The organism is Myxococcus sp. CA056, assembly GCF_013336715.1.
In the GTDB taxonomy this organism is placed as follows: Bacteria; Myxococcota; Myxococcia; order Myxococcales; family Myxococcaceae; genus Myxococcus; species Myxococcus llanfairpwllgwyngyllgogerychwyrndrobwllllantysiliogogogochensis.
This window is the reverse complement of sequence record NZ_JABUMT010000006.1, coordinates 210652-233559: the sequence shown is the minus strand read 5'-3', so window position 1 is coordinate 233559 and position 22908 is coordinate 210652. Positions and strand designations below refer to the sequence as shown.

Annotated in this window: 18 protein-coding genes; 11 read left to right on the top strand and 7 right to left on the bottom strand. The window is 68.7% G+C overall.

Translation table 11 applies throughout. From position 1 onward, the window contains the following. Window positions 1-2 precede the first annotated feature (2 nt). Together tyrS and HUA76_RS25600 are read left to right on the top strand one after the other, a co-directional pair. Window positions 3-1265, top strand: a complete 1263-nt coding sequence (gene tyrS, locus HUA76_RS25605; protein WP_174462343.1) for a tyrosine--tRNA ligase — start codon at window positions 3-5, stop codon at window positions 1263-1265. A gap of 97 nt (window positions 1266-1362) precedes the next feature. Beyond that, entirely contained in the window at window positions 1363-2532 is a 1170-nt protein-coding gene (locus HUA76_RS25600) for an EndoU domain-containing protein (protein WP_174462342.1), read from the top strand. A 191-nt stretch (window positions 2533-2723) separates the two neighbouring features. Here the strand turns inward: HUA76_RS25600 and HUA76_RS25595 are convergent, their stop codons facing one another. Continuing rightward, window positions 2724-8789: an alpha-2-macroglobulin gene (locus HUA76_RS25595; protein WP_174462341.1), complete on the bottom strand. Its 6066-nt coding sequence runs from the start codon at window positions 8787-8789 to the stop codon at window positions 2724-2726. A gap of 49 nt (window positions 8790-8838) precedes the next feature. Next, the gene (locus HUA76_RS25590; RefSeq protein WP_141644925.1) at window positions 8839-9486 is read right to left on the bottom strand and encodes an RlmE family RNA methyltransferase; all 648 of its coding nucleotides are present in this window, start codon (window positions 9484-9486) and stop codon (window positions 8839-8841) included. A gap of 76 nt (window positions 9487-9562) precedes the next feature. On the opposite strand from HUA76_RS25590, the gene HUA76_RS25585 reads away from it, so the two are divergent. Both HUA76_RS25585 and HUA76_RS25580 read left to right on the top strand, forming a co-directional pair. Continuing rightward, complete coding sequence (locus HUA76_RS25585) at window positions 9563-9979, top strand: hypothetical protein (RefSeq protein ID WP_141644926.1); 417 nt, start codon at window positions 9563-9565, stop codon at window positions 9977-9979. Window positions 9980-10038: 59 nt separating this feature from the next. Continuing rightward, entirely contained in the window at window positions 10039-10326 is a 288-nt protein-coding gene (locus HUA76_RS25580) for a hypothetical protein (protein ID WP_174455197.1), read from the top strand. 13 nt (window positions 10327-10339) lie between these two features. Here HUA76_RS25580 and HUA76_RS25575 read toward each other — a convergent pair whose 3' ends face one another. Then, complete coding sequence (locus HUA76_RS25575) at window positions 10340-10951, bottom strand: hypothetical protein (RefSeq protein ID WP_174462340.1); 612 nt, start codon at window positions 10949-10951, stop codon at window positions 10340-10342. A 56-nt stretch (window positions 10952-11007) separates the two neighbouring features. Between HUA76_RS25575 and HUA76_RS25570 the strand changes: the two genes are divergently transcribed. Beyond that, entirely contained in the window at window positions 11008-11316 is a 309-nt protein-coding gene (locus tag HUA76_RS25570; RefSeq protein ID WP_141644929.1) for a hypothetical protein, read from the top strand. A gap of 82 nt (window positions 11317-11398) precedes the next feature. On the opposite strand, the gene HUA76_RS25565 is transcribed toward HUA76_RS25570, so the two are convergent. Then, window positions 11399-12538: an acyl-CoA dehydrogenase family protein gene (locus HUA76_RS25565; RefSeq protein ID WP_141644930.1), complete on the bottom strand. Its 1140-nt coding sequence runs from the start codon at window positions 12536-12538 to the stop codon at window positions 11399-11401. Window positions 12539-12840: 302 nt separating this feature from the next. On the opposite strand from HUA76_RS25565, the gene HUA76_RS25560 reads away from it, so the two are divergent. From HUA76_RS25560 to HUA76_RS25545, 4 genes are all read left to right on the top strand, one after another. Next, window positions 12841-13938 (top strand): efflux RND transporter periplasmic adaptor subunit, encoded by a 1098-nt coding sequence (locus tag HUA76_RS25560; protein WP_246137383.1) that lies wholly within the window; start codon window positions 12841-12843, stop codon window positions 13936-13938. Window positions 13939-13973: 35 nt separating this feature from the next. Continuing rightward, on the top strand, window positions 13974-17120 hold the full coding sequence (locus tag HUA76_RS25555; protein WP_174462339.1) for an efflux RND transporter permease subunit: 3147 nt from the start codon (window positions 13974-13976) through the stop codon (window positions 17118-17120). Beyond that, window positions 17120-17698, top strand: a complete 579-nt coding sequence (locus tag HUA76_RS25550; RefSeq protein WP_174462338.1) for a MarR family winged helix-turn-helix transcriptional regulator — start codon at window positions 17120-17122, stop codon at window positions 17696-17698. Before HUA76_RS25555 ends, HUA76_RS25550 begins: the two co-directional genes overlap by 1 nt. A gap of 82 nt (window positions 17699-17780) precedes the next feature. Continuing rightward, entirely contained in the window at window positions 17781-18866 is a 1086-nt protein-coding gene (locus HUA76_RS25545; protein WP_371823522.1) for a hypothetical protein, read from the top strand. 329 nt (window positions 18867-19195) lie between these two features. Here HUA76_RS25545 and HUA76_RS25540 read toward each other — a convergent pair whose 3' ends face one another. The 3 genes from HUA76_RS25540 to HUA76_RS25530 all read right to left on the bottom strand — a co-directional run bounded on the left by HUA76_RS25540 (window position 19196) and on the right by HUA76_RS25530 (window position 21297). Next, window positions 19196-20368, bottom strand: a complete 1173-nt coding sequence (locus tag HUA76_RS25540) for a CaiB/BaiF CoA-transferase family protein (RefSeq protein WP_174455192.1) — start codon at window positions 20366-20368, stop codon at window positions 19196-19198. Between the two features lie 131 nt (window positions 20369-20499). Further along, complete coding sequence (locus tag HUA76_RS25535; RefSeq protein ID WP_141644934.1) at window positions 20500-20826, bottom strand: SCP2 sterol-binding domain-containing protein; 327 nt, start codon at window positions 20824-20826, stop codon at window positions 20500-20502. A 102-nt stretch (window positions 20827-20928) separates the two neighbouring features. After that, window positions 20929-21297 carry a response regulator gene (locus HUA76_RS25530; protein WP_174455191.1) on the bottom strand — a complete coding sequence of 123 codons (369 nt, stop codon included), beginning with the start codon at window positions 21295-21297 and terminating at the stop codon, window positions 20929-20931. Window positions 21298-21520: 223 nt separating this feature from the next. Here HUA76_RS25530 and HUA76_RS25525 point away from each other — a divergent pair, with 223 nt between their 5' ends. Both HUA76_RS25525 and tatA read left to right on the top strand, forming a co-directional pair. After that, entirely contained in the window at window positions 21521-22522 is a 1002-nt protein-coding gene (locus HUA76_RS25525) for a sensor histidine kinase KdpD (protein WP_217440166.1), read from the top strand. A gap of 70 nt (window positions 22523-22592) precedes the next feature. After that, a complete protein-coding gene (tatA, locus tag HUA76_RS25520) occupies window positions 22593-22838 on the top strand; it encodes a twin-arginine translocase TatA/TatE family subunit (RefSeq protein WP_174455190.1) in 246 nt (81 codons plus the stop codon). The last annotated feature ends 70 nt before the right edge of the window (window positions 22839-22908 follow it).

The window sequence follows — 22908 nt, the reverse complement described above, 5'->3', positions numbered from 1 at the left end:
CCATGAATCCGGACGCGCTGCGCAAGGCGACCCCCGAGGAGCAGTTCGAAGAAGTCACCCGAGGCACGGTGGATCTCCACTCGCCCGAGGACCTGAAGAAGAAGCTCAAGTACGCGTATGACTCGGGCAAGCCCCTGGTCATCAAGGCGGGGTTCGACCCGAGCCGGCCGGACCTGCACCTGGGGCACTCGCTGCTGCTCACGCGCATGCGCCGCTTCCAGGACTTCGGGCACACGGTGGTGTTCCTCATCGGTGACTTCACCGCGCTGATTGGCGACCCCACGGGCCGCAACGCCACGCGCCCCGCGCTCACCCGCGACGAGGTGAAGGCCAACGCGGAGACGTACAAGCAGCAGGTCTTCAAGGTGCTGGACGCGGCCAAGACGACGGTGCGCTTCAACTCCGAGTGGTTGGACCAGCTCGGCACCGAGGGGATGATTCGCCTGGCGTCGCGCTACTCGCTGCAGCGCATGCTGGAGCGGGACGACTTCAAGAAGCGCTTCCGGGAGAACGTCTCCATCGCCATCCACGAGATGCTCTACCCGCTCTTGCAGGGGTTCGACTCCGTGGCGCTGAAGTCGGACGTGGAGCTGGGCGCGACGGACCAGCTCTTCAACCTCCTGGTGGGCCGGCAGCTCATGCGCGAGGAGAACCTGGCGCCGCAGGTCATCATGACGGGCCCCATCCTGGAGGGCCTCAGCGCGAAGCTCGTCGAGGGGAAGATCGTCGGCGACAAGATGTCCAAGAGCCTGGACAACTACGTGGGCGTCAGCGAGCCGGCGGACACCATGTTCGGCAAGCTGATGAGCATCACCGACGACCTCATGTGGCGCTACTACCAGCTCCTGTCGTCGCTGACGCTCAAGGAGCTGGGCGAGTTGCAGGCCAAGGTCGCCAGCGGCGAGGTGCATCCGAAGGTCGCCAAGCTGGGCTTCGCGCGGGAGATGACGGCGCGCTTCCACGGCGCCGAGGCGGGGCGCAAGGCGGAGGAGGACTTCGAGAAGCGCTTCGCGAAGAAGGAGCTGACGGCGGAGGACCTCCCGCAGGTGGAGGTCTCCCTGGCCGGCGCGGCGACGATGCCCGTGACGAAGATCCTGGTCGAGGCGAAGCTGGTGGCCTCCTCGACCGAGGGGCGGAAGATGATTTCCCAGGGCGGCGCGCGGGTGAACGGCGAGAAGGTGATGGACGCCAAGGCGGAACTGGGGGCCGGCGAGTACACGGTGCAGGTCGGCAGGCTGAAGGCGGCGCGCGTCAAGCTGGTGTGAATTCCCTGGGGCACCCCGACGTCCCAGGTGCCCGAGGAGCCACCCCACCCGCCCCCATGTCGAGGGGCGGGGTGGGATTGGGATAGAGTCACGCACCATGCGTTTTCCCGCCCTGAGCCTCGGCCTGCTGCTGACCGCCCTCCCCGCCCTGGCGGGCCCCGGCGCGTTCGTGTCCGACGTCTCCGTGGACGCTGTGGAGCAGCCGGAGTCATCCAAGGTCGTCTTCACCGTGGAGGCCGGGACGACGTACCCCCTGCTCAAGAAGGGCGGACCCGGGCGGGCCTGGTGCAAGCTGCGGGGCGTCTCCACCGAGGGCTGGGTGCTGTGCGAAGGCGCCCAGGAGTCCGCGGTGCAAGCGGCTCCGAGCGCCGCGGTGCTGGCGGCTGCGGACCGTGCGGACTCAGCCCAGCGCGCCCAGGCTCGGCAGCAGCTGTTCGCGGCCCGCTCGGATGAGTCGGACGAGGAGCAAGCCGTGGCCGTCGTCGTCTCGGCGCCCAGTGGCGCGGCCCCGCGCTACGAAGGAGCCGCCCCGGCCGCGAGCGCTCCCCCCTCGACGGTGGCGGTGACGTGGAAGGCCGCCACGGGCTGCGCGACGACGTGCTCCCGCAAGCCGCTCTTCGACAAGCGCCCCACGCTGTCGGCGATGGACAAGGAAGTGCTGGCGCTGTGCCCCGCGCGCCCGGATGTGAGCGTGAGCGCGAACGACGTGCGGCGCTTCGTCACCCGCTACTACGACGACCCGCGCATCCAGCAGGCCCTGTCCGCGGCGGGACGCCCGGGCACGCGTCAGCCGAACATCGACTGGCTGACCAGCCTGTGGGTGAGCACGGGTCCGCGCAACGCCTTCACACACGTGTTCTGCGGAGACGACTGGGATAGGGGCCCCATCGGCGGACTGCACTTCCTGCCGCGCTATGCGCAGCTCGAGTCCGAGGGAAAGCTCTGCTACGGCGGCCCGGCGCGCGGGGGCGTGGCCAAGAACAAGGACAAGTACCTCATCCGCTACCAGGGCGTCGCGCCCTGGTCCTGTGGGGAGAAGCGGATGGGCGGCTTCTCCGAGGCCCCGGACGCGGTGGGCATCCTGTCGATTGGCACACGGGCCTTCGCGCGGTGCTGCGCCCGCGACGGCGCGAAGAAGGAAGGCGGCATCTACGGAGCGAAGGACCTGGGAGACACGCGCTGGCAGATCTGGTGCGGCACACGCAACGGCACCTACGGCATCGCCACGCTCTACCCCACGGACGACGCCGCCACCTGCGGCGAGTGAGCCCGGCCCACCTCGGCCGCGAAAGCGCCAGTCTTGGCGCGAAGGCGAGCCCCGAGAGGTCCACGCATGACGCCTGCGGCGAGACGGACGTGCGAGGCCCGTAGCCCGGTCACCTGAAAACACCCAGGGCCCGCTCGTGTCTCCGAGTCGGGCCCTGAGTCGAAACCAGGAGGACCGCCGTGAAGCCCGCGCTACTTCGCCGGCCCCACGGTGAGCACCGCGCCCGTCGAGTACGCGGTGAACTCCGGCGCATACATGGACTGCACGGTGGCGGGACCCACGCGGAAGGTGCCCGCCATGTTCGCGCGCAGCCGGTACTTGAAGGTGTATTCACCCGCGGGCAGCCACTCGAAGAAGAAGTTGGTGCCCGAGTCGCGCGTCTCCTCGTACCAGACGATGCCCAGGTCCCACTTGTGGCGGGACTGCGCGTTCTCCGGCTCCAGGCCCGCGGCACGCGGATCTCTCAGGTGGACGTACTCCGCGGCGTGTTTCGTGCGCAGTGACAGCTGCACCTCCACCTCGTCACCGGGGTTGAGCAGCGCCCCCTCGGCGAGCGGCTGGAGCACGGCCTCGCGGCCCTCACGCTCGCGGCGGAAGTAGCGGCGCGACACCTGGAAGAAGTCCCCTCGGTCCTCGTCCGGCAGCTTCTCCGTGGAGAAGTGCCATGTGGCCGAGGCGAAGGCGAAGCCCTTCGTCGTCTTCTCCACCACCACGGAGCTCATCGTCTCCGGCCGAAGCTCCGGCCCCGGCACCACCACCTGGTTCTTCTTCCCCGTGTACACGTCCGGCGCGAACTCCATCTGCACCACGCGCGGACCCACCGTCACCTTCGCGTCCTCGCGGATGCCCAGGGCGCCTTCCGCCTCCAGGTACTTCACCAGGGCATAGAGCGCCTCGGCCGTGGCGCGCGTGGACTTCCAGTGGTTGAGCTTCTTGTCGAGCAACAACCACTGCACCAGTCCCTCGCGCCGCTCGTCCTTCGGCTTGAGCTCCGTCAGCACGCGCAGGGCGAAGGCCTGCGTCTCCGTGGTGTCGTTGTACCAGAGCCAGCTTCGGTCCTCGGGCGCCCAGTAGGTGCCCAGGTCCTCCGTCGTCTTCGACGAGTCCATCACGCTGTCCCAGACCTTCAGCGCGTCCGCCTGACGTCCCGCGCGCTTCAACGTCAGCGACAGGTAGCCCTTCAGGTAGGGCGAGTGCTTCTTCCAGTGCGTGAAGCTGAAGGCGAGCATCGCCTTGCGCTCATCCGCGGTCAGCGCCTCGCCGGTGTAGCTGGCATCCGGGTACGCGGAGGCCACGTAGTTGAGGAAGGTGATGAACTCCCAGCTCTGCCCCTTCTTCGTCAGCTTCTCCGCGTACTCCTCACGGAAGTGCCGGGCCAGATAGCCCCACGCGTTGCGCGTCATGTCCTGCGGCACCTCGACGCCGTACTCCATGGCGCGCGACAGGCCGTGGACGATGTAGAGCGTCATGTACGGCGACGGCGGGCCGCCCGGCCACCAGGGGAAACCACCGCTGGACGTCTGTGCCTTGCGCAGCTTCCCCATGGCCGCGTCGCGCTCGGCGCGCGCAATCTTGGGGTCCAGCACCTTCACCAGGTCCTGGTCCGAATCCGGGCCGCCCTTCGCCATCTCCAGCCAGGGCGTCTCCTCCAGCGTCATCTTCCGATTGGGGTCCACCGAGTCCCAGGTCTCGAAGCGCGTGGGACGCTGGCTCATCTCCTTCGCCATCTTCGCCACGGCCGGATACTTCGCGTAGAGGCTGGCGAGGATGCCGGAGGACACGAAGCGATTGAGCGTCTGCTCCGAGCACTCATAGGGATAGTTCACCAGGTACGGCAGGGACTGGAGCGCCGCGTAGAACAACTGCGTGTCCACGGTGACGACGAGCTGCTCGTTCACCCGCGTCGCGTCGCCCCCCTTCTTCAAGTCGTCGAAGCGCATCGTCTTGGAGCCCGGCCCCTTCAACGTGACGAAGCGCGACTGCGCCAGGTGGACGCGGCCGGGCAGCACGGGCAACGGCCGCAGCTCGCCGTCGCTCAGGTTCCCCGCGCGAGCCTCCACACGGAAGGCCACCGTCCCGACGCGCGCGGGCGTGGTGAGCGGGAAGCGCAGGTTCGTCCCCTTCCCCGGCGCCACCGTGAAGTTCTGCGACGCGCCCTTCACCCCGAACTCCGACAGCAGGCTCTTGCGCGTCTCCGGGTCCACGATGTCCAGCGTGAGCGTGCCCTGGCGCGCCTCTTCCGACGCGTTGTTCACCACCACCTCCAGCACCGCGCGGTCTCCCTCACGCAGGAAGCGCGGCACGTAGGGCCGCACCATCAGCTCCTTCACGCTGCGGGTGGTGCGCTGCACCGAGCCGCCCTCCAGGTCCCTCGTCAGGCCGTGGACCCACACGCTCCACGCCGTCACCGAGTCCGGCACGGTGAACTCCAGCGTCGCGGACCCGTCAGCGCCCGTGAGGAGCTGCGGCACCCAGAACGCCGTCTCGGCGAAGTTGGAGCGCAGCGCGGCTGGTGCGGCCGCCTCGGCCTGGGCGGGAGCGCCTTGCAGCTTGTCCGCCGCGGCGTTCATCTCCTCCATCGGGGGCATGCCGGGCGGCGGAGGTGGAGCCTCGGGCTCTTCCCGCATCGACTTCTCCTTCGACTCGGAGCGAGCCACCGGCGCCGGGCGCGGCGCGGAGACACCTCCAAAGGACTCGAAGGACCGCGAGTTGCCATTCCGGTAGCGTCTGCGCCCTGGCCCTCCCAGGCCGTAGTTGTCCTCGAACTTCAGCCGATCCGAGGTCGGAGGCTCCCACTGGAAGGCCTCGCCATAGCCCTGGGAGACGAGCCACTGCGACTGCCCCATCGACAGGGACGACAGCAGGGACACCGACGACATGCGCGGCGGATAGAGCGAGGAGACACTCGGCGGCGAGTGCGGCGCGAACAGGTCCAACGACTGGTCGTACATATACGCGAGCAGCTCGGCCGCGCCCGCCTCCACCTTCGCGCCCTTGGGGCCCTTCACCGTCACGCGGAAGGTCTCCTTCGCGCCCGGGCGGAGCTTGTCGCGGAACGTGGCGAACTCCAGGCTCAGCTCCTTGTTGTCCCACGGGACGAACACGTGCTCGGAGAACTGGACGAGCTGCCAGTCGCGCACGAGCGTCAGCACCGCGGTGAAGCCTCCACGCAGCGCCTCCGTCACCGGCACCTCCACCACCGCCGGCGTCTGGCCGCCCACCAGCGACTTGCGCAGGACACGCTGGTCGCCCTGGTAGAGGTCCAACATCAACGGCTGGCCCTCGAAGCCGGAGATGGCCAACAACCGAGCCACCTCTCCGACGCGCACGCTCGAGTTCTCCACCGTCAGCGCCGCCGCCAGTGCGACGGGCGCGCGCGCACCCGCGACCAGCAGCTCGCGCGCCACCGTGAACTTCTGCCCGAAGGCATCCGTCGTCTCGTAGTGCAGCCGATAGGCGCCCGCCTTCAGCGAGGGCAGCTTCACGCGCGCGACACCGTCCGCGCCGTGCTGCACGGTGCCCTTCGTCTGCTCCGCGCCGTCCTCCCAGCGTGCCATCACGGACTGCGGCTTGTACGTCTGCATCCACCGCGCCTGGAGCGCATCACCCGGCGTGGGCTTCTTCACCGCGTCCGGGTCCACCTCCAGGAGCGGGAGCGCGGGCTGCGGCTCGTCCGCGGGCATCAGCGGCTGCGTGGGCTGCTTCAACGCGACCAGGCGCCAGCGTCCCGCGCCCGGCTGCGGCGCACCGTCCAGGGTGGAGCGCACCAGTCGGACCTCGGCCTGCGAGCCTTCGCGCAGGAAACCCGTGTCCGTGTCCACGCGCCCCTCCACCGCGACGAAGCCCAGGCGGAAGGCCCGACTGGCCGAGCGCGTCTCGCCGCCCTCGTCCGTGGCATCGGCCTCCACGCGATAGCGCCACGTGAGGCCCGGCGTGCGCGCGGAGCGCTCATCGGCCTCCGGGGTGAAGGTCACCTTGAAGCCGCCGTCCTCCTCCACCGACGACGAGCCCGCGGCCACGAGCTGCCGCTGCCGAGAGATGAAGCCGGAGTCGTACCACCACCACCAGGGCAGCACCGGCTCACGGTAGGCACGCCAGCGCACCGTGCCCGACGCCACGGGCAGGCCGAAGTAGTAGCGCGCCTCGCCCTTGAAGGTGGCCGGACGGTTCAGGCGCAGCGGCGCGTCCGCGTCCTTCAGCGTCACCTCGAAGGTGGGCCGCTTGTACTCCTCCACGCGAATCGTGGACAAGCCCCCGGACTCCACCTGCACCGTCCACACGCCCAGTAGCCGCCCCGTGGGAACGGTGAACTCGCCCGCCACCGAGCCGAAGTCATTGGTGCGAACGTTGAGTCGCTCCACCTCCTGGTGGTTCGGGTCGATCAACCTCACCACCAGGCTGTGCTGCTCCAAGGTCTTGTACCGCGCCTGGTCTCCACGTCCTGAGAAGGCCACCACCTTCCACTGCACCTTCTGCAAGGGCCGGTAGACGCTCCGGTCCGTGAAGACCAGGGACGACGTCGCCTCCCTCGGCGGCGAGCGGTTGTAGAAGGCCAGGCCATTGGGCAAGAGCAAGGCCCCGCGTCCCTCGCCCACCACCATCAGGTACGAGCGGTAGCCCTGTCCCGGCGGCGCGGGGAAGGACACGTCACCCTGAGGATTCGTCCGAGCGCGGGCCGCCTCGCGGAAGCCGGTGCGGTAGTCCATCTGGATGAGCCGCACCAACACTTCCGAGGCGGGCTTGCCGGAGTCGCCCTTCAGGATGCGCGCCTCCATCGAGTTGCCCTCCACGTTCCGGGTGAGGGCCACCCACGGCGTCACGGCCAGGAAGGTGGCCTGGATGCGGTTGCCCTTCTCCTGGAAGTCCTCGCGCGCGGAGGAGAGGATGAGGTACGTGCCCGTCTCCTTCAGCGGAGGCGTGACGAAGGTGCGGTGCAACTGGAAGTCGGGCGTCGCGGGGAGCTGGGTAGACCACGTCGTCGTGGGCTTGCGTCCCCGGTTGTAGCGCATCAGCTCGTCGCCGGAGGGCAGGACGTTGTAGTCGTCCACCTTCTTCAGCCGCGCCTCGACGTCGAGCAGGAACGCCCGGAAGTAGACCACCGGCACGTTGCGGTGGGTCACCTCGATGGAGCGGCGGTCCGCGCCGTCCGACTGCATGGAGGCGACGCGGAAATCAGGCGCCTCCAGCGTCTCCACCAGCGTGCGGCAGCGCGTGGCCCCCAGCGACTTCGGGTGGGCCTGCATTCCCTCCTTCGCCAGCGCATGCGCGCGCACCGCGTGGCCCGCGGCGTTCTCCTGCTCCGCGAGCAGGCCCTGCCCCATGGACCACCAGGGCACGTCCCGGAACGCGTTCAGGTGCGCGGCCAGGTGTTGACGGATGCGCGCGCGGTCCTCCGCCTCGGAGAAGTGCTGGTGCAGCACCTCGTAGCGACGAAGCCGGGCCTCCAGCGCCGCCTCACGCCGCCCGCCCGTCCGGTGCCACGCCTCCAGGTCCCCCAGCACCGCGGCCACCTTCACCAGCGGGTGGATGTTGGCATCCGTCAGCTCCACCGTCGGCGCGCCCTCCAGCAGCGAGCCCAGGTCCAACCGGAACACCTCGTTGGCCTGCTCGGGCCGCCAGTGCGAGCTGTCCGCCAGCAGCTCCACGCGCAGGTACGAGACGGCGTCGCGCAGCGTGGAGCGGATGCCCGCGGGATAGGTGTTGGGCTCGACGTACTCGGACAGCACCTTCACCGGCTCGGCGCCCAACGACTGCCGCTGCTTCCAGACGTCCTCGTAGGCGCGCTGGGCCTCGGTGAGAATCTGGTCGTACGTCCACGCCTTCAGGTCCACCGGCCCCGATGACGCCACCTGCTCGCGCTGCCGCACCTCCCAGCCGTACGCCTGCGCATAGGTGACGAGCGCGTTGGCGTAGTAGAGGTTCAGCGTCGCGCGAGCCAGCGCACCCTTGGGCCAGGGTTGTTCGCGCAGGAAGCGCACCGCCGTCTCATAGCCGTGCAACGCCGAGCGGAGCTGTACGGTGCGAATCAGCGCGCGCGCCCACTCGGACTCGTCCGCGCCGTTGCGCGCCTGGGCGAGGCGGGCCTCCGCGGCCTGCGCGGCGGCCTCCACCTTCTGGTTCGACACCAGCGCGTCGATGTCCTTCCAGGAAGAGAGCGCCTTGGCCTGCGCCGCCCGGGCCACGGGCGTGGCGAGCAGCAACAGGGACAACAGCGACAGCGCGACAGCGGATGTCCAGGTCCGGAGGGTGTGGTGCATGGTCGGCACTCTAGACACAGGAGGCCGCCCAGGCGTTCCACATTACGGCTCAGGAAGTCGGAGTCGCCTCGCCCGAGGGGGCCTTGCGACGCAGCCCCACCAGATAGACCTCCATGCTGGCGCCGCGCGTTGCCTCGGGGCGAACCACCTTCACTTCCTCGAAGAGGGCGCGCACCTGGTTGCGGAAGTCCTCGAAGTCGCCGCCCATGAACACCTTCGCCACGAAGGACGAGCCCGGCCGGCCCCGCGCCACCGCGAGCTCCAGCGCCTTGCCCGCCAGCCGCAGGCTGCGCGCCTCGTCGGTGGCCTTGATGCCGCTCGTCTTCGGCGCCATGTCGGAGATGACCGCGTCGAACAGACCGTCATGCATCGCGGTCAGCTTCGCGTCGAAGTCGTCCGCGAGCACGTCCAGCACCGCCGTGCGCACGTGCCGCTGCGTGAAGGGACGGATGGCGACGATATCCACGCCAATCACCTGCCCCGAAGCGCCCACGGCCTCCGCGAGAATCTGGAGGAACCCTCCAGGCGCGGCCCCCAGGTCGAGCACCACATGGCCCTTCTTCACCATGGGGAAGCGCTTGATGAGCTCGTCCACCTTGAAGGCGGAGCGAGCGCGAAGGCCCTCCTGCTTGGCTTTCTGGAAATAGTGGTCTTTAGGACGGTAGGGCTTGCCCATGTCAGAGGGGCTCCCTACCATCCGCTACTGTCTTCGGGAAGCCGGAGCGGTCGTGGGTGTCGAGGCCCGCGCAATGGCGGATCCGGAGGACGTTGAGATGGGCACCCGGAGCTTGACGGCAGCGCTGTGCCTCACCCTGTTTTCGTCGGGTGGAGCGGTCTACTGCTACACCCGGGCGGACGCACTCCAGGTCCAGGGCCAGTGGCTGATGGAGCGAGGCACCGCCCAGGCCGAGGATTATGCGCTGCGGCTGGACGGCAAGGCCGCGGACGCCCAGCTGAAGACCTTCGCCGAGCGGCGCGGGGTGATGGAGAAGGCCCACCTGTGGGAGCGGGGCATGATGCTCGGCATCCTGGCGGCCGCCATGGCCCTGGTGGGTGCGTATGTGCTGTTCCTGCTCAAGCGCCTGGATGACCAGCTCCTGGATGCCATGGGCGACCTGCGCCCGTCCTCGCCCCCGTCGGTTGCTCCCTCGGAGCCCACGGGAGCACTCATGTCCAGCCTCCAACGGTAGGACTCCCAGGCGCCTTGGCGCGCTGGCACAATGGCGACCCTGCTCTCGCGGAGGTGGCCATGCCCGGCTGTGCGCACTGTGGACACTCGCTCGACATCATCGCCAATCAGGTGGGACGCAGCGACACGTGTCCGAACTGTGACGAAGACGTGCGCTCGTGCCGCAACTGTCGACACTACGACGCGAGCGTGGCCAAGGAGTGCAAGGAGCCCTTCGCGGAGGTGCCCGCCGACAAGGACGGCGCCAACTTCTGCGAGCTGTTCCAGGTGGGCGAAGGCGGCCTGCACGCGAAGGCCAGCCGCGACGCGATGCTGAACGCCGCGGAGGCCCTGTTCAGGAAGCGCTGACGAGGGCGACGGCTCAGCGCGAAAGCCCCGGCGCCACCGCCACGGCCGAGCCCACGAACGGGACGACCTTGGAGAAGCCCTGGGGTGGGTTCGCGAGCGCGGAGGGTCCACACTCGCCCCACTGCGTGATTCCGTGGGGCAGGAGGTCCTTCAAGTCGTAGCGCGCGCCGTTCAGCTCGAACGCGGTGCTCCACACGATGCGCGCCGTGAAGACGTTGAGGGACAACGAGCGTCCGGAGCTCGCCGGCCCGTCGAAGGCGCCGCCCACCACGACACTTGCCCGGCGGAACGTGGCGATGGGACGCCCGGCGGAGAACGACTCCGGGTCGTCGAAGTGGGGCCGCTTAGCGCCTTGCTCGTTGAGGTAGACGGTGAAGTCCCCCACCGGGTCCACGCTCAGCGACAGGCCGCCGTTGTCGAGCGTCACGGACTTGAACGGCGTGGAGCGGAAGGTGAGGCGCGCGGTGGACTCGGCCACCTTCCCGCTGGGGTCCTCGAACAGCGGCCCGTGCAACCCCTCCAGGTGGATGAAGTAGCCCAGGTCCTGGAGCATCGAGTCCTTCGACGCCAGATAGAAACGGCCCGTCACGTACCACGCCACGCTCGCCGGAATCACAGGTGCCATCACCACCTCCACGGCGACACCCTAACCGACGCGCGGCCCGTGCTAAACGGCGGGACATGATCCGCAACCTCCTCGCCGTGTCCACGCTGCTGTGCCTGACGGGCTGCACCACCATCGGCGCCACCAACTACGCCGTCCCCAAGGAGCGGGCCACCGAGTGCAAGCAGATCTGCACCGACCTGGACATGGAGTTGGGCGCGGTGGTCGTCATCCGCAGCTCGGCCGGGTGCGTGTGTCAGCCGCGTCCCGCGGAGGGCTCGCCCACGGGCGCCGGCGCGGCGGCGGCGGGCAGCGCGGCCATCCAGGTCATCGAGGAGGAGCAGAACAGCGGCACCTACGCGCAGCAGCATCAGAGCACCCGGTAGGCCCCGGCGCGTCGCGGGTCCAGGCGGGTGTTCGAAGGCGACGGGCGGGCCCTGACTGACGGACCCGCCCCGTCCACACGGCTCAGAAGCCGTAGAGCTTCGAGATGATCTCCTTCATCACCTCGGACGTTCCACCGCCGATGGTGATGAGGCGCACGTCTCGCCACATGCGGGCGATGGGCGTCTCCTCGATGTAGCCCATGCCGCCGAAGAACTGCTGCGTGTCGTAGGCGACGCGCTGGGCCAGGTCTCCCGCGAACAACTTCGCCATGGAGACCTCCTTCACCGGGTTCTCCTTCCGGTCGAAGAGGTCCACCGCGTGGTACGTCAGCCGCTTCGCCGCTTCGATGGCCGTCAGGTGCTCCACGAACTTGTGGCGCCACACCTGGAACTTCATCAGCGGACGGCCGAACGCCTCGCGCTCGTTGCCGTACTGGATGGCGTCCTCCATCATCCGCTCCATGCCGGACACGGTGGTGATGGCGCCGACCAGGCGCTCGCCCTGGAAGTTCGTCATGATGTGGTAGAAGCCCTCGTTCTCCTCGCCCAGCACGTAGCGGGCGGGGATGCGACAGTCCTCGAAGTAGAGGATGGCCGTGTCCGAGGACAGGTTGCCAATCTTGTCCAGCTTCTTGGAGACGCCGAAGCCCTTCACGTCCGTGGGGAATGTCACCAGGGAGATGCCGCCGTAGCCCTCGCCACCCGTGCGCACCGCCAGGGTGATGAAGTCCGCGCGCGTGCCGTTGGTGATCCACATCTTCGAGCCGTTGATGACGTAGTCGTCGCCGTCGCGCCGCGCCGTCGTCTTGATGCTCGCCACGTCCGAGCCGCACCCCGGCTCGCTCACGCCCAGCGCGGCGATGCGCTCGCCCTTGAGCGCGGGCTCCAGGAACTCCCGCTTCTGCTCGTCGGTGCCAATCTCGTTGATGATGGGCGTGGCCATCTGGCTCTGCACCAGCAGCGCCATGTTCACGCCCGCGTTGCGGCTGTAGCTCAGCTCTTCGCAGAACGCCGTCACGTACCAGTAGTCCAGCCCACTGCCGCCGAACTTCGGATCATGGTTGATGCCGAGGAAGCCCAGGTCCGCGCACTTCTTGAACAGCTCGCGAGGAAAGATGCCCGCCCGGTCCCACTCCAGCCCGTACGGCGCCATTTCCTTTTCGACAAACGCGCGCACCGTCTTGCGGAAGGCCTCGTGCTCCTCGGTGAAGGGGTTCGGCATGCACACTCCTCATTGGCGGGGGGACAACAAGATTGATTTTCGAATCAATAGCAGGCGTCCCGGGGAAGCAACAAGGACCGGCCATCAGCCCCGTACTCCGGGGCAACCCCTGAAGAAAGTCCTGCTCGCCCGGCAGGCGGGCGTTAGGTAGGCCCGGTGGGAGATAGTCCGCATCGCGGAGTATCTCCTTGACAGACAGTTCAGGAACTGTAGTTTCCGGGCCGCAGAATTTCCAAAGGTTTGAGCCGGCGTGGAGTCCTGGAGGGGTCCGGGGACCGCGAGCTGGCAGGAGCAGGACGACCGTGATTCGACGCATGTGGGTGGCCGCGGTGCTGGCGGCGGTGATGATGACGGGCTGCGGCAAGGGCGGCGCCAAGCCTGCCCTGCCCGAGCAGCAGGGCCCGGCGGCGATGGGTGTGAAGGCCATCGCGCCCGCGACGGAGCTGGAGGCCAGCATGACCCGCGTGACGGGTCAGGTCCGCTCCAAGCAGGAGGCGACGCTGAGCGCGCAGGCCACCGGCACCATCGCGAAGATGCTGGTGAAGGTCGGCGACAAGGTGAAGAAGGGCCAGCCGCTGGCGGTGCTGGATACCTCCAACGTCGTCATTGGCGTGGAGCAGGCCCGGGCGGTGAAGGCGGCCGCGGACGCGGCGCTGCAGCTGGCGACGAACAACCTGGAGCGCACCCGCAAGGTGGCGGAGTCGGGTGGCATCGCCGCGGCGGGGTTGGATCAGGCGGAGATCGGCACGAAGCAGGCCGCCGCCCAGGCCGCCCAGGCGGGCGCCACGCTGCGCATGGCGGAGGAGAACCTGCGCGACATGGCCATCATCGCGCCCTTCGACGGCGTCATCACCGCGCGCATGAAGAACATCGGCGACACGGTGGCGATGATGCCGCCCACGCCCGTCTTCACGCTGGTGGACATCACCGGCCTGGAAGTGCGCGCGCTGGTGCCGGAGTCCGTGGTGGACAAGATCAAGCCCGGCTCCAAGACGCAGGGCACGGTGAGCCCCAGCGGGATGCGCTTCGAGGTGACGGTCGCCAACGTGGGCGCCACCGTCGACATCACCAACCGCACGGTGGAGGTGCTGGCGGACGTGGTGGGTGAGACGGCGTCGCCGCTGCGCCCGGGCGCGCTGGTGGACCTGGACTTCTCCAACGTGGCGGGCCAGTCCGATGACAAGGGCCTCTTCCTGCCGACGCAGGCCGTCAGCGCGCGGGGGCAGACCGGCTTCGTGTGGGTGGTGCAGGACGGAACCGTGCGCAAGCGCGACGTGCGCGTGGAGCGAGTGCTCCCCGGCTACGTGCGCATTCTCCAGGGCCTGGCCGCCGACGAGCGCGTGCTCGCCGACTCTTCCCTGGACGTGAAGGAGGGCACGGCCGTCCGCGTGGTGCAGTGACGCCTGCCCTCCCCCTTACCTTTTGGAGCTCCTGAATGAGCCCGCTCAAGACATTTATTTCACGGCCCATCTTCACCGCCATGTTGATGATGGCGGTGGTCGTGTTCGGCATCAACGCTTACCCGCGCATCGGCGTCGACCAGTTCCCCGACGTCGACTTCCCCGTCGTCACCGTGACGACGGTGCTTCCTGGCGCGGACCCGGAGACCATCGAGAAGAACGTCAGTGACCCGCTGGAAGAGGCGCTCAACACGCTCAACGGCGTGGAGCAGCTTCGCTCCATCAACATGGAGAGCGTGTCGCAGATCGTCGTTCGCTTCACCCTGGCCAGCAAGGTGGACGTGGCCGCGCAGGACGTGCGTGATCGCGTCCAGGCCACGCTGAGCAAGCTGCCGGACGAAATCGAGACGCCCGTCGTCGAGAAGTTCGACATCGGCGCCGCCCCCATCATCACCCTGTCGCTGTCTGGCGCGCTCCCGATTGAAGAGCTGACGCGCACGGCGGAGGACATCATCAAGCCCGCGCTGCAGCGTCAGAAGGGCGTGGGCAGCATCGACGTCATCGGCGGTCGCGAGCGGGAGATCCAGCTCGTCGTCGACCCGGACCGCCTGCGCGGCTTCGGGCTGGCCATCAGCGACGTGAGCCAGGCGGTGCGCGCGCAAAGCCTGGACGTCCCGGGTGGCCGCACCATGGACGGCGGTCGCGAGCGCGTGCTGCGCCTCACGTCCGAGGCGAAGAGCGTGGATGAGATCCGCAACATCATCATCGCCAGCCCCAACGGCGCGCCGGTGCGCGTGCGAGACATCGCAGATGTGGTGGACGGCCCCGAGGAAGCGCGTGGCGCCGCGAAGAACGGCGACCGCAGCGCGGTGGCGCTGGTGGTGCGCAAGCAGTCCGGCTCCAACACGGTGCAGGTGGCCTCGCTCGTCAAGGAGTCCCTGGGAGAGATCAACAGCCGCCTGCCCGAGGGCATCACCGTGGACATGGTGTCGGACAACGCGCGCTTCATCCGCTCGTCGATCGCCTCGGTGCAGTTCGACATGGTGCTCGGCGGCATCCTCGCCGTGGTCATCGTGCTGCTGTTCCTGCGCAACCTGAACTCCACCATCGTCGCGGCCGTCGCCCTGCCGGTGTCCGTGGTTGGCACGTTCGCGGTGATGGCGGCGCTGGGCTTCACCTTCAACATGATCACGATGCTGGCGCTGACGCTCTCCATCGGTCTGCTCATCGACGACGCCATCGTGGTCATCGAGAACATCGTCCGTCACATGGAAGAGGGAAAGACGCCCATGCAGGCCGCGCTGGATGGCGCCGGGCAGATTGCCCTCGCCGTGCTCGCGGTGACGCTGGCCATCGTCGCGGTGTTCATCCCCGTGGCGTTCATGGACGGCATCATGGGCATGTTCTTCTACCAGTTCGGTGTCACGGTGGCGGTGGCGACGCTCATCTCCTACGCCGTGTCCATGACGCTCACGCCCATGCTGTCCTCGCGCATGCTGCGCCACCACGGTCAGCCCACGGGCGTGTCCGCGGCGGTGGAGAAGGTGCTGGTGGGCATGGAGAACGGCTACCGCAAGATGCTGGCCGCCATCCTCCGTCGCCGCCTGGTGACGATGGCGGTGGCGGTGGTGGTGCTCTTCGCGACCTTCGGCCTGGCCCGCTTCCTCAAGTTCACGTTCATCCCGGAGTCGGACAACGGGAACATCAAGCTGGCGGTGGAGCTCCCCATCGGCTCGACGCTCTACGAGACGCAGGCGGAGATCGACCAGCTCGACGCCCAGGTGCGTGCGCTGCCGGGCATTGCCTCCACCTTCGCCACTGTCGGTGGCGGCGTGCAGGAGGAAGTCCACAAGGGCGAGCTGCTCATCAACCTGGTGCCCATCAAGGAGCGCAGCTATCCGCAGGGCGAGCTGAAGACGTATCTGCGCGGCGCCATCAAGCCCCGTCCGGGCGTGTCGGTGACGGTGCAGGACGTCACTGGCATCGCCGGTGGTGGTTCGCGCTCGCAGCAGGTGCAGTTCAACCTGCGCGGCGACAACTGGCAGGAGCTCATCGCCACGTCGGAGAAGATGAAGGTGGCGATGAGGACCAACAAGGGCCTGGTGGACATCGACTCCACGTACCGCTCCGGCAAGCCCCAGTACGACGTGGTGGTGGACCGCGAGCGCGCCGCCAGCCTCGGTGTCCCGGCCGCGTCGCTGGGCACCACGCTGCGCGCCTTCCTCGGCCGCGACAAGTTCGCGGACTACCGAGAGGGCGGCGAGACGTACGAGGTGAAGCTGCGGCTGCCGCCGGAGACCCTGGCGTCCGCCGATGCACTCGGAAAGCTCACGGTGCGTGCCCCCAGCGGGCAGCTCGTGGAGCTGCGCAACCTGGCCTCCGTCACTCCGGCGGATGGCCCGGTGCAGATCGACCGTGAGTCCCAGAAGCGGCAGATCACCCTGCTCGCCAACCTGGCCTCCGGCTACCAGCTGGGTGACGCCGTGGCCTTCATGAACACGACCGCGGAGAAGGAAGTGCCCAAGGGGATCATCTACGACTTCGAGGGCAACGCGAAGGAGATGGGCAAGGCGGTGTCCGCGTTCGGCGCCGCGCTGCTGCTCGGCATCATCCTCGTGTACATGATTCTGGCGGCGCAGTTCGAAAGCCTCGTCCACCCGTTCACCATCATGTTGTCGCTGCCCTTCGCCTTCATCGGCGCCATTGGCGCGCTGCTCATCACCGGCCAGGCCATGTCCATGTTCGCCCTCATCGGCGTCATCATGCTCATGGGTCTGGTGGTGAAGAACGGCATCCTCCTGGTCGACTTCACGCTGCAGCTGCGTGAGGAAGGCAAGAGCGCCACGGAGGCCCTGCTGGGCGCCGCTCCGGTCCGTCTGCGTCCGATTCTCATGACGACCATCGCGATGATCGCCGGCATGATTCCGGTGGCGATTGCCCGGGGCGACGGCGCGGAGACGCGCGCGCCCATGGCCATCACCATCATCGGCGGCCTCATCACCTCCACGGTGCTGACGCTGGGCGTGGTGCCGGTGGTGTACTCGCTGCTGGACCAGCTCACCGAGAAGTTCAAGCGGCGCAAGGGCCCGGGCACCGCCCCGGACCATGGCACGCCGCACGCGGTGGGTCCGCACGGCGAGAAGGCCGCGGTGGCCGCGGCCGCGCGAGTGGAGACGGCCTGATGCGAGTGCCGGCGAACAGACCGGCCCTCCGCGTGCAGCCGTCCGGCGCAGGCGAGGAGGAGCTCGAGCTCACCGAGGAGGGCGGCGTCACGGACGACGCCCTGCCCGAGGCCGAGCAGGACTCCCCCACGCCCGCGTCACGGCGGCTGCACGAGCTCATCATCCAGTTGGGGCGGTACCGCTCCCTGCGGGACCCGCTGCATGGCATCTGCGAGAGCAACCAGCTCACCCCCACGCAGATCCACGCGCTGATGTGGCTGGGCAATGACGGCCCCACGCACGTGTGCGTCCTGGCCCAGCGTGTCGGCATCACCAAGAAGACCATCACCGGTGTGGTGGACCGGCTGGAGGACATGAAGCTGGTGGAGCGCACGAGGGACGCCGAGGACCGGCGCGCCGTCGTCGCGCAGCTCACCACGGAGGGCGTCAAGCTCTTCAACCTCATCAGTCGCAGCGTGGACCAGGGCCTGCGACGCATGCTGGACCTGCTCCCCGCCGACGACCAGGAGGCCCTCTTCGGCCTGCTGGAGCGGGTGCTGAAGCGGCTCGGGGGCCCCGCCTCCGAGCAGGCCCTCTAGGATGCACGAGCGCGCGCCGGTGGCGACCTCCGCCCGGCGCGCGCTCCGTTGTTTCCCGAAGTTGTTCTCCCTCTTCTTTCTCGTGCTCGTTATCCCGGCGTCGGGTGCCACCCCGCTGGGCCAGGAGCTGGCCGGACGGTGCCGCGCCTGGGCCGCGGATGCGCGCAACCCCTGGGCGCTCGCGCACGGCGTCGTGCTGGAGGGCCAGGCCTTCCGCGCGAGTGACGGCCGGCTCGCCTCCGACGTGATGGTGTCCGACTTCCTACGCCGGACTCCCGCGTCCGAAGACAGTCCCTCGAAGCAGGCGGACCTCTTCTTCGAGTCCTCCACTCCCGACGGAACTCCCGTTGAGCCGCACCCTGCCCTCCTCGTGAAGACGTTGCTGGCCGCTGGCCAGCCGCTGTCCCAGCGCTTCACGATGGCATGGGGCACGGTGACGCTGCGCGAGTTGGTGGAGGACGTGAAGCGCGACTTCCGGATGGAACAGGTGGCCTCGCCCGAGAGCGCCTGGAAGCTCGATATCCTCTCGCTGAGCGCTCGTCCTGGCGACACGTTCCGCGACGGCACGGGACGCAAGGTGAGCGTGGATGCGGTGATGGAGCGCGCGCTCGCCACGCTGGAAGCGGAGCAGGCCGCGCTCGCCTCGGGCATGAAGGCCGGGCGACCCGAAGTGCCCAAGCGAGGTCAGGGCATCTACGCGCATCCATGCGGTGGGTTGCATTACTTCCAGGCCGTGGCGGGCTGGGCACGACATCCATCCGTGCGCGCGGCGTGGAGGCCACGACTGGCGGCGCAGGTGGACGTATTGCTGTACCGGCTCGACTCGGAGACTCGGCAGTACGAGACGGCCTGGGCTTCGGCGCCCTCGCAACGCGAGCAGGTGCTGGCGCAGATGCTGAAGTTCCAGGGGCACTTGCTGGAGACGCTCGGGCGATTCCGCGACGACACCGGCTGGCGCCCCACGGCGCGCCAACAAGACATCGTGGAGCGCGCGCGCAGGTATCTGGAGAACACGGTGCGCAGGATGGACGAGACGGGCCTGCTCGCGGCCCCCGCGTCCGTGGCCACACGGAATCGACAGCTCGCGCTGGACCTGGTGGGCGACACCTGCCACGCGGCGCGGGGCGAAGCGCTCTGGAGCCGCCCTTCCGCCGGACGAACTCCGTAGTCCGCGCGAGGCGTCCGCCGCGTCACACGCCCGGGCGCGCCTGTTCCTCGAGCGGGCACGAGGCGCCCGCCGCGTCACACGCCCAGGCGCGCCTGTTCCTCGAGTGGGCACAAGGCGTCCGCCGCGTCACACGCCCAGGCGCGCCTGCTCCTCGAGCGGACACGAGGCGCCCGCAACACCTCAAGGCCGCACGAGGCGCCCGCCGCACCAGCGCATCAAGGCCGCACGGGACGTCCGCCGCGTCGCACGCCCAGGCGCGCCTGCTCCTCGAGCGGACACGAGGCGCCCGCAGCACCAGCACCTCAAGGCCGCGCGAGGCGTCCGCCGCGTCACACGCCCAGGCGCGCCATCTCCTCCTCCGTGAAGCCCGCTTCCGCGAGCACCTCTCGAGAGTGCTGGCCCAACGCGGGAGGCTCGCGCAGCGGCGTTGGCCCCATGCGCAGCGGCGTCAGCAGATGCGTCACCTTGCGACCCAGTCGAGCATCCTCCGCCTCGACGAAGAGGCCACGAGCACGAAGCTGCGCATCGGCCAGCACCTCGTCCCCTTCCGCCACCGGCTCCACGCACAGGTCCGAGCCAGCGAACTTCTCCGCCCAGTACGACAACGGCTGCTCCGCGAACAAGCGCGTCAGCTCCGCCTTCACCCGCGCCCCGTCCTCTCCCGGCGTGTACGCGTCGTCGAGCAGCTCTGGGCGCCCCAGCCGCTGGCACACCCCCGCGAAGAACTTGGGCTCCAGCGCGCCCACCGCCAGCCACCGGTCATCCGCCGTGCGGTACAGGCCGTAGCACGCGTACCCGCCATTGAGCGCCTCGCGTCCGCGCTCGAGCGGCGCGCCCTGCTCGCCCATGAAGAGCCTGGCCGCCAGGTGCATGTGCAGAAAGGCGGTGGCCCCATCCGTCATGGACACGTCAACGAAGCGGCCCTTCCCCGTGCGCTCGCGTTCGTGCAGCGCCGCCAGGATGCCCACCAGCGCGAAGAGACTCCCACCGCCGATGTCCCCCATCTGCACGCCGGGAAAAGCCGGTGCCCCACCCGCCTCACCGCCGTAACCCAGCAGGCCCGCGCGGGCCACGTAGTTCAAATCGTGCCCCGCCTTGAGCCGGTCCGGCCCCGTCTGCCCATAGCCGGAGATGGCGCAGTAGATGAGCCGGGGGTTCTCCGCCCGCAGCACCGACTCGCCCACGCCCAGCTTGTCCATCACACCCGGCCGGAAGCTCTCCACCAGCACGTCATGCGTGCGCGCCAGCCGCTTGAGCGCGTCACGCCCCTCGGGCGTCTTGAGGTTCAGGGTGAGCGACCGCTTGTTCCGATTGAGGCCGTAGAACAGCGCCCCCACATCATCGCGCGAGGGCGGCATCGCCCGGACATAGTCGCCGCCCTCCGGCTCCTCCACCTTCACCACCGTGGCGCCCAGGTCCGCGAGCACCAACGTGGCATAGGGGCCGGGCAACAGGCGCGACAGGTCCAGCACGCGCAGACCCGTGAGTGGCAGCGATGACATGGCGGTTCTCCAGGAGTCGAACGAGACGAGAGGGGCCTGAAACGACGTGCGGCGCGCCCCCGGAGTGGGAACGCGCCGCGCGGGTCGGAGCGAAGGTCGGCACCAGGGCCCACCCTCACGCTCCGAGGGAACTACGACAGCAGCTTCGCGAGCTTCATCGCGAGGCCCATGTCCATGGGCTTGAACTTCAGCTTTCCCTGCATGGCCGCCATCTGGGCGTTGAGCTTCTTCTCGCGGATCTTCACGAAGTCCTCGTTGCTCACCAGGATGGTCATCTTGGACGCGCCCTCGATGCCCGGGGAGACCCAGCCCTCGGCCTTGGTCAGGTCCAGCGTCCACTTCCCGCCGCCCTCGCCGGAGATGTCGAAGTGGATGATGGCGTTGATGTCCTTCGCCAGCTCCGGCTTCGCCTGGAGAACTTCCGGAATCTGGGTCTCGATGATGTCCTTCGCGGTCATGACGCGCTCCTTGGCCTGGTCGTTGATTGAAGAATCAAGACGGGTGGAGGGACCGTAATGGCGCCCCCCTGACAGGTCAAGCAGCGCGACGCGCGGTGTTCATCACGCGCTGGTGCTGCTCGCGGTGGACGGGTTCAGCGAGCGGCGCACCATGTCCAGCAAGTCGTTCAGCTCGAAGGGCTTGGCCAGGTGACCCACGGCGCCAATGTCCTGTGCCTTGCTGCCCACGTTGCGGTCCGCGCTGAGGACGATGAGCGGGATACCCGCCACGGCGGGCGGCTTCTGTCGCATGCGTTGGGCGAACTCCCAGCCATCCATCACCGGCATCATCAAGTCCAACAAGATGAGGTGGGGAGGCTCCGGCTCGAGGCGCTCCAGCGCCTCCTTCCCGTTGCGGGCACGACGAATGACGAAGCCTTCGGCCTCCAGAATCTCGGAGAGGGCTTCGAGGATATCCGGGTCGTCATCCACGACGAGGACGACGGGAGCACCATCAGGCTGTGTGTTAGGCGGAGTCAGGGCAGTCTCCCTCGGTGCGACGCTGGGGATTCTTCCACCATCCTCCCATCCAGCGGCGCAAGAAAGTGCGCTCCCCGCACACGATGGGGATGCACGTTGCAAAACCGACAGTGCCGCCCCACCCTTTCCGTGACCTGCTGGACAGGAGGTGGAAAACGTGAGGAGCCCTGGGGAGATGGGAGCTGGCAGCACGGCGGAAGCGCCTGGCCTCGTCCTCGTCCCCACACAGGGGCCCCCTCGCCTGCTGGGCGGGTTGCTGCTCGAGCATCTGGGCCTCCAGGAGCTGCCCCCGGGCGCCACCTCCGTGGAGGCGCTCCTGGGCGCGGCGGGCTTCCAGCGTCGCGCGGGAGACATGCGCGTGTGGGAGCGGGGAGATGAGGTGGTCCTCGCCGGAGAAGAGCCCCTGGGCGACGGAGGGCGGCTCCTGTGGACCTTCCCCGTGGGCTGGAACGAGTCGGATGCGCGTCGCAGGGTGCGCTACCTGGGCATGGCCTCGCATGACCTGCGCGGCTCCCTGGCCAACATCCGCTCCTATGCCGCGCTGCTGCTCAATGGCCGCGTCCCGCTGGAGCCCAAGGTGCAACGCGGGCTGGAGACCATCCTGCGCAACGCGGACCGCTCGCTGTCCTTCTCGCAGGACTTCTTCGACTCGAGCAGGGCCGACCTGGGCTCGCTCGCCTGCGAGCCGGAGCGCCAGTCGCTCATCCCCCTGCTGGACGCGGCCGTGGAGCGCCAGCGCGCGGCGGCCACCGCCGCCAATGTGGCGCTCGTACTGGACCTGGATCCCCGCGTGGCTCCGCCCGACGTGGCCGTGGACGGAGCCCGAATCCAGCACGCCGTGGAGGCCTTCATCCTGTACCAGCTCTCCCGCTCCCAGCCCGGCGAGGTCATCTACCTGAGGGTGCACCCGGGTGCCCCAAGGGTGCGGGTGGAGGTGCGACGGGAGGGTGTCCCCCTGTCCGACGAGGACGCCTCCGTCGTGTTCCGGCGCGAGGAGCGGGCCTTTCGCGAGAAGAAGCTGGAGGACCCGCTGCGCATCTACCTGGCCCGCCAGGAGGTGGAGGCGCACGGCGGAAGCGTCGGCGTGGAGACGGATGCGTCCGGTAGCTCCCTCTTCATCACCCTCACCGCGCTTCCGGGGGCCATGCTCGGCACTCCAGCGGCCCTCCAGGCATGAGGCCTCCGCTCTTGCTGGCGGTCCACGGCGCCCCCCGCTATGCTCCGGCCGATTTCGCGAAGGAGCCGTGATGCTGGGGCTGAAGCCGATGGAACTTCTTCTCATCCTGTTTGTGCTGCTGCTCCTCTTCGGGGCCACGCGGCTGCCGCAGCTCGGCTCGTCCCTGGGCAGCGCGATTCGCAACTTCAAGCGCGGCTTTGGCGGTGAAGAAGAGACGGGTACGCCGGGCGCCGACAAGAAGGGTACCGGCACGCTCGCCGGCGGCGGCAACGTGGACAAGGACGTGAAGTCCACCACGCCCAGCAGCCACGCGTAATCCGCTCCGGGCACCTCCCGGAAAGCACGACGCCCGCTCCACCCCGTCTTCTTGGGGCCGAGCGGGCGTT

Excerpts from the sequence above, each read along its gene's own strand:
- HUA76_RS25550 (WP_174462338.1), top strand. The coding sequence starts at position 17,120 with ATGCGAGTGCCGGCGAACAGACCGGCCCTCCGCGTGCAGCCGTCCGGC.
- HUA76_RS25555 (WP_174462339.1), top strand. The coding sequence starts at position 13,974 with ATGAGCCCGCTCAAGACATTTATTTCACGGCCCATCTTCACCGCCATG.
- HUA76_RS25595 (WP_174462341.1), bottom strand. The coding sequence starts at position 8,789 with ATGCACCACACCCTCCGGACCTGGACATCCGCTGTCGCGCTGTCGCTG.
- HUA76_RS25540 (WP_174455192.1), bottom strand. The coding sequence starts at position 20,368 with ATGTCATCGCTGCCACTCACGGGTCTGCGCGTGCTGGACCTGTCGCGC.
- HUA76_RS25570 (WP_141644929.1), top strand. The coding sequence starts at position 11,008 with ATGATCCGCAACCTCCTCGCCGTGTCCACGCTGCTGTGCCTGACGGGC.
- HUA76_RS25525 (WP_217440166.1), top strand. The coding sequence starts at position 21,521 with ATGGGAGCTGGCAGCACGGCGGAAGCGCCTGGCCTCGTCCTCGTCCCC.
- HUA76_RS25600 (WP_174462342.1), top strand. The coding sequence starts at position 1,363 with ATGCGTTTTCCCGCCCTGAGCCTCGGCCTGCTGCTGACCGCCCTCCCC.
- tatA (WP_174455190.1), top strand. The coding sequence starts at position 22,593 with ATGCTGGGGCTGAAGCCGATGGAACTTCTTCTCATCCTGTTTGTGCTG.
- HUA76_RS25585 (WP_141644926.1), top strand. The coding sequence starts at position 9,563 with ATGGGCACCCGGAGCTTGACGGCAGCGCTGTGCCTCACCCTGTTTTCG.
- HUA76_RS25575 (WP_174462340.1), bottom strand. The coding sequence starts at position 10,951 with ATGGCACCTGTGATTCCGGCGAGCGTGGCGTGGTACGTGACGGGCCGT.
- HUA76_RS25535 (WP_141644934.1), bottom strand. The coding sequence starts at position 20,826 with ATGACCGCGAAGGACATCATCGAGACCCAGATTCCGGAAGTTCTCCAG.
- tyrS (WP_174462343.1), top strand. The coding sequence starts at position 3 with ATGAATCCGGACGCGCTGCGCAAGGCGACCCCCGAGGAGCAGTTCGAA.
- HUA76_RS25565 (WP_141644930.1), bottom strand. The coding sequence starts at position 12,538 with ATGCCGAACCCCTTCACCGAGGAGCACGAGGCCTTCCGCAAGACGGTG.
- HUA76_RS25590 (WP_141644925.1), bottom strand. The coding sequence starts at position 9,486 with ATGGTAGGGAGCCCCTCTGACATGGGCAAGCCCTACCGTCCTAAAGAC.
- HUA76_RS25580 (WP_174455197.1), top strand. The coding sequence starts at position 10,039 with ATGCCCGGCTGTGCGCACTGTGGACACTCGCTCGACATCATCGCCAAT.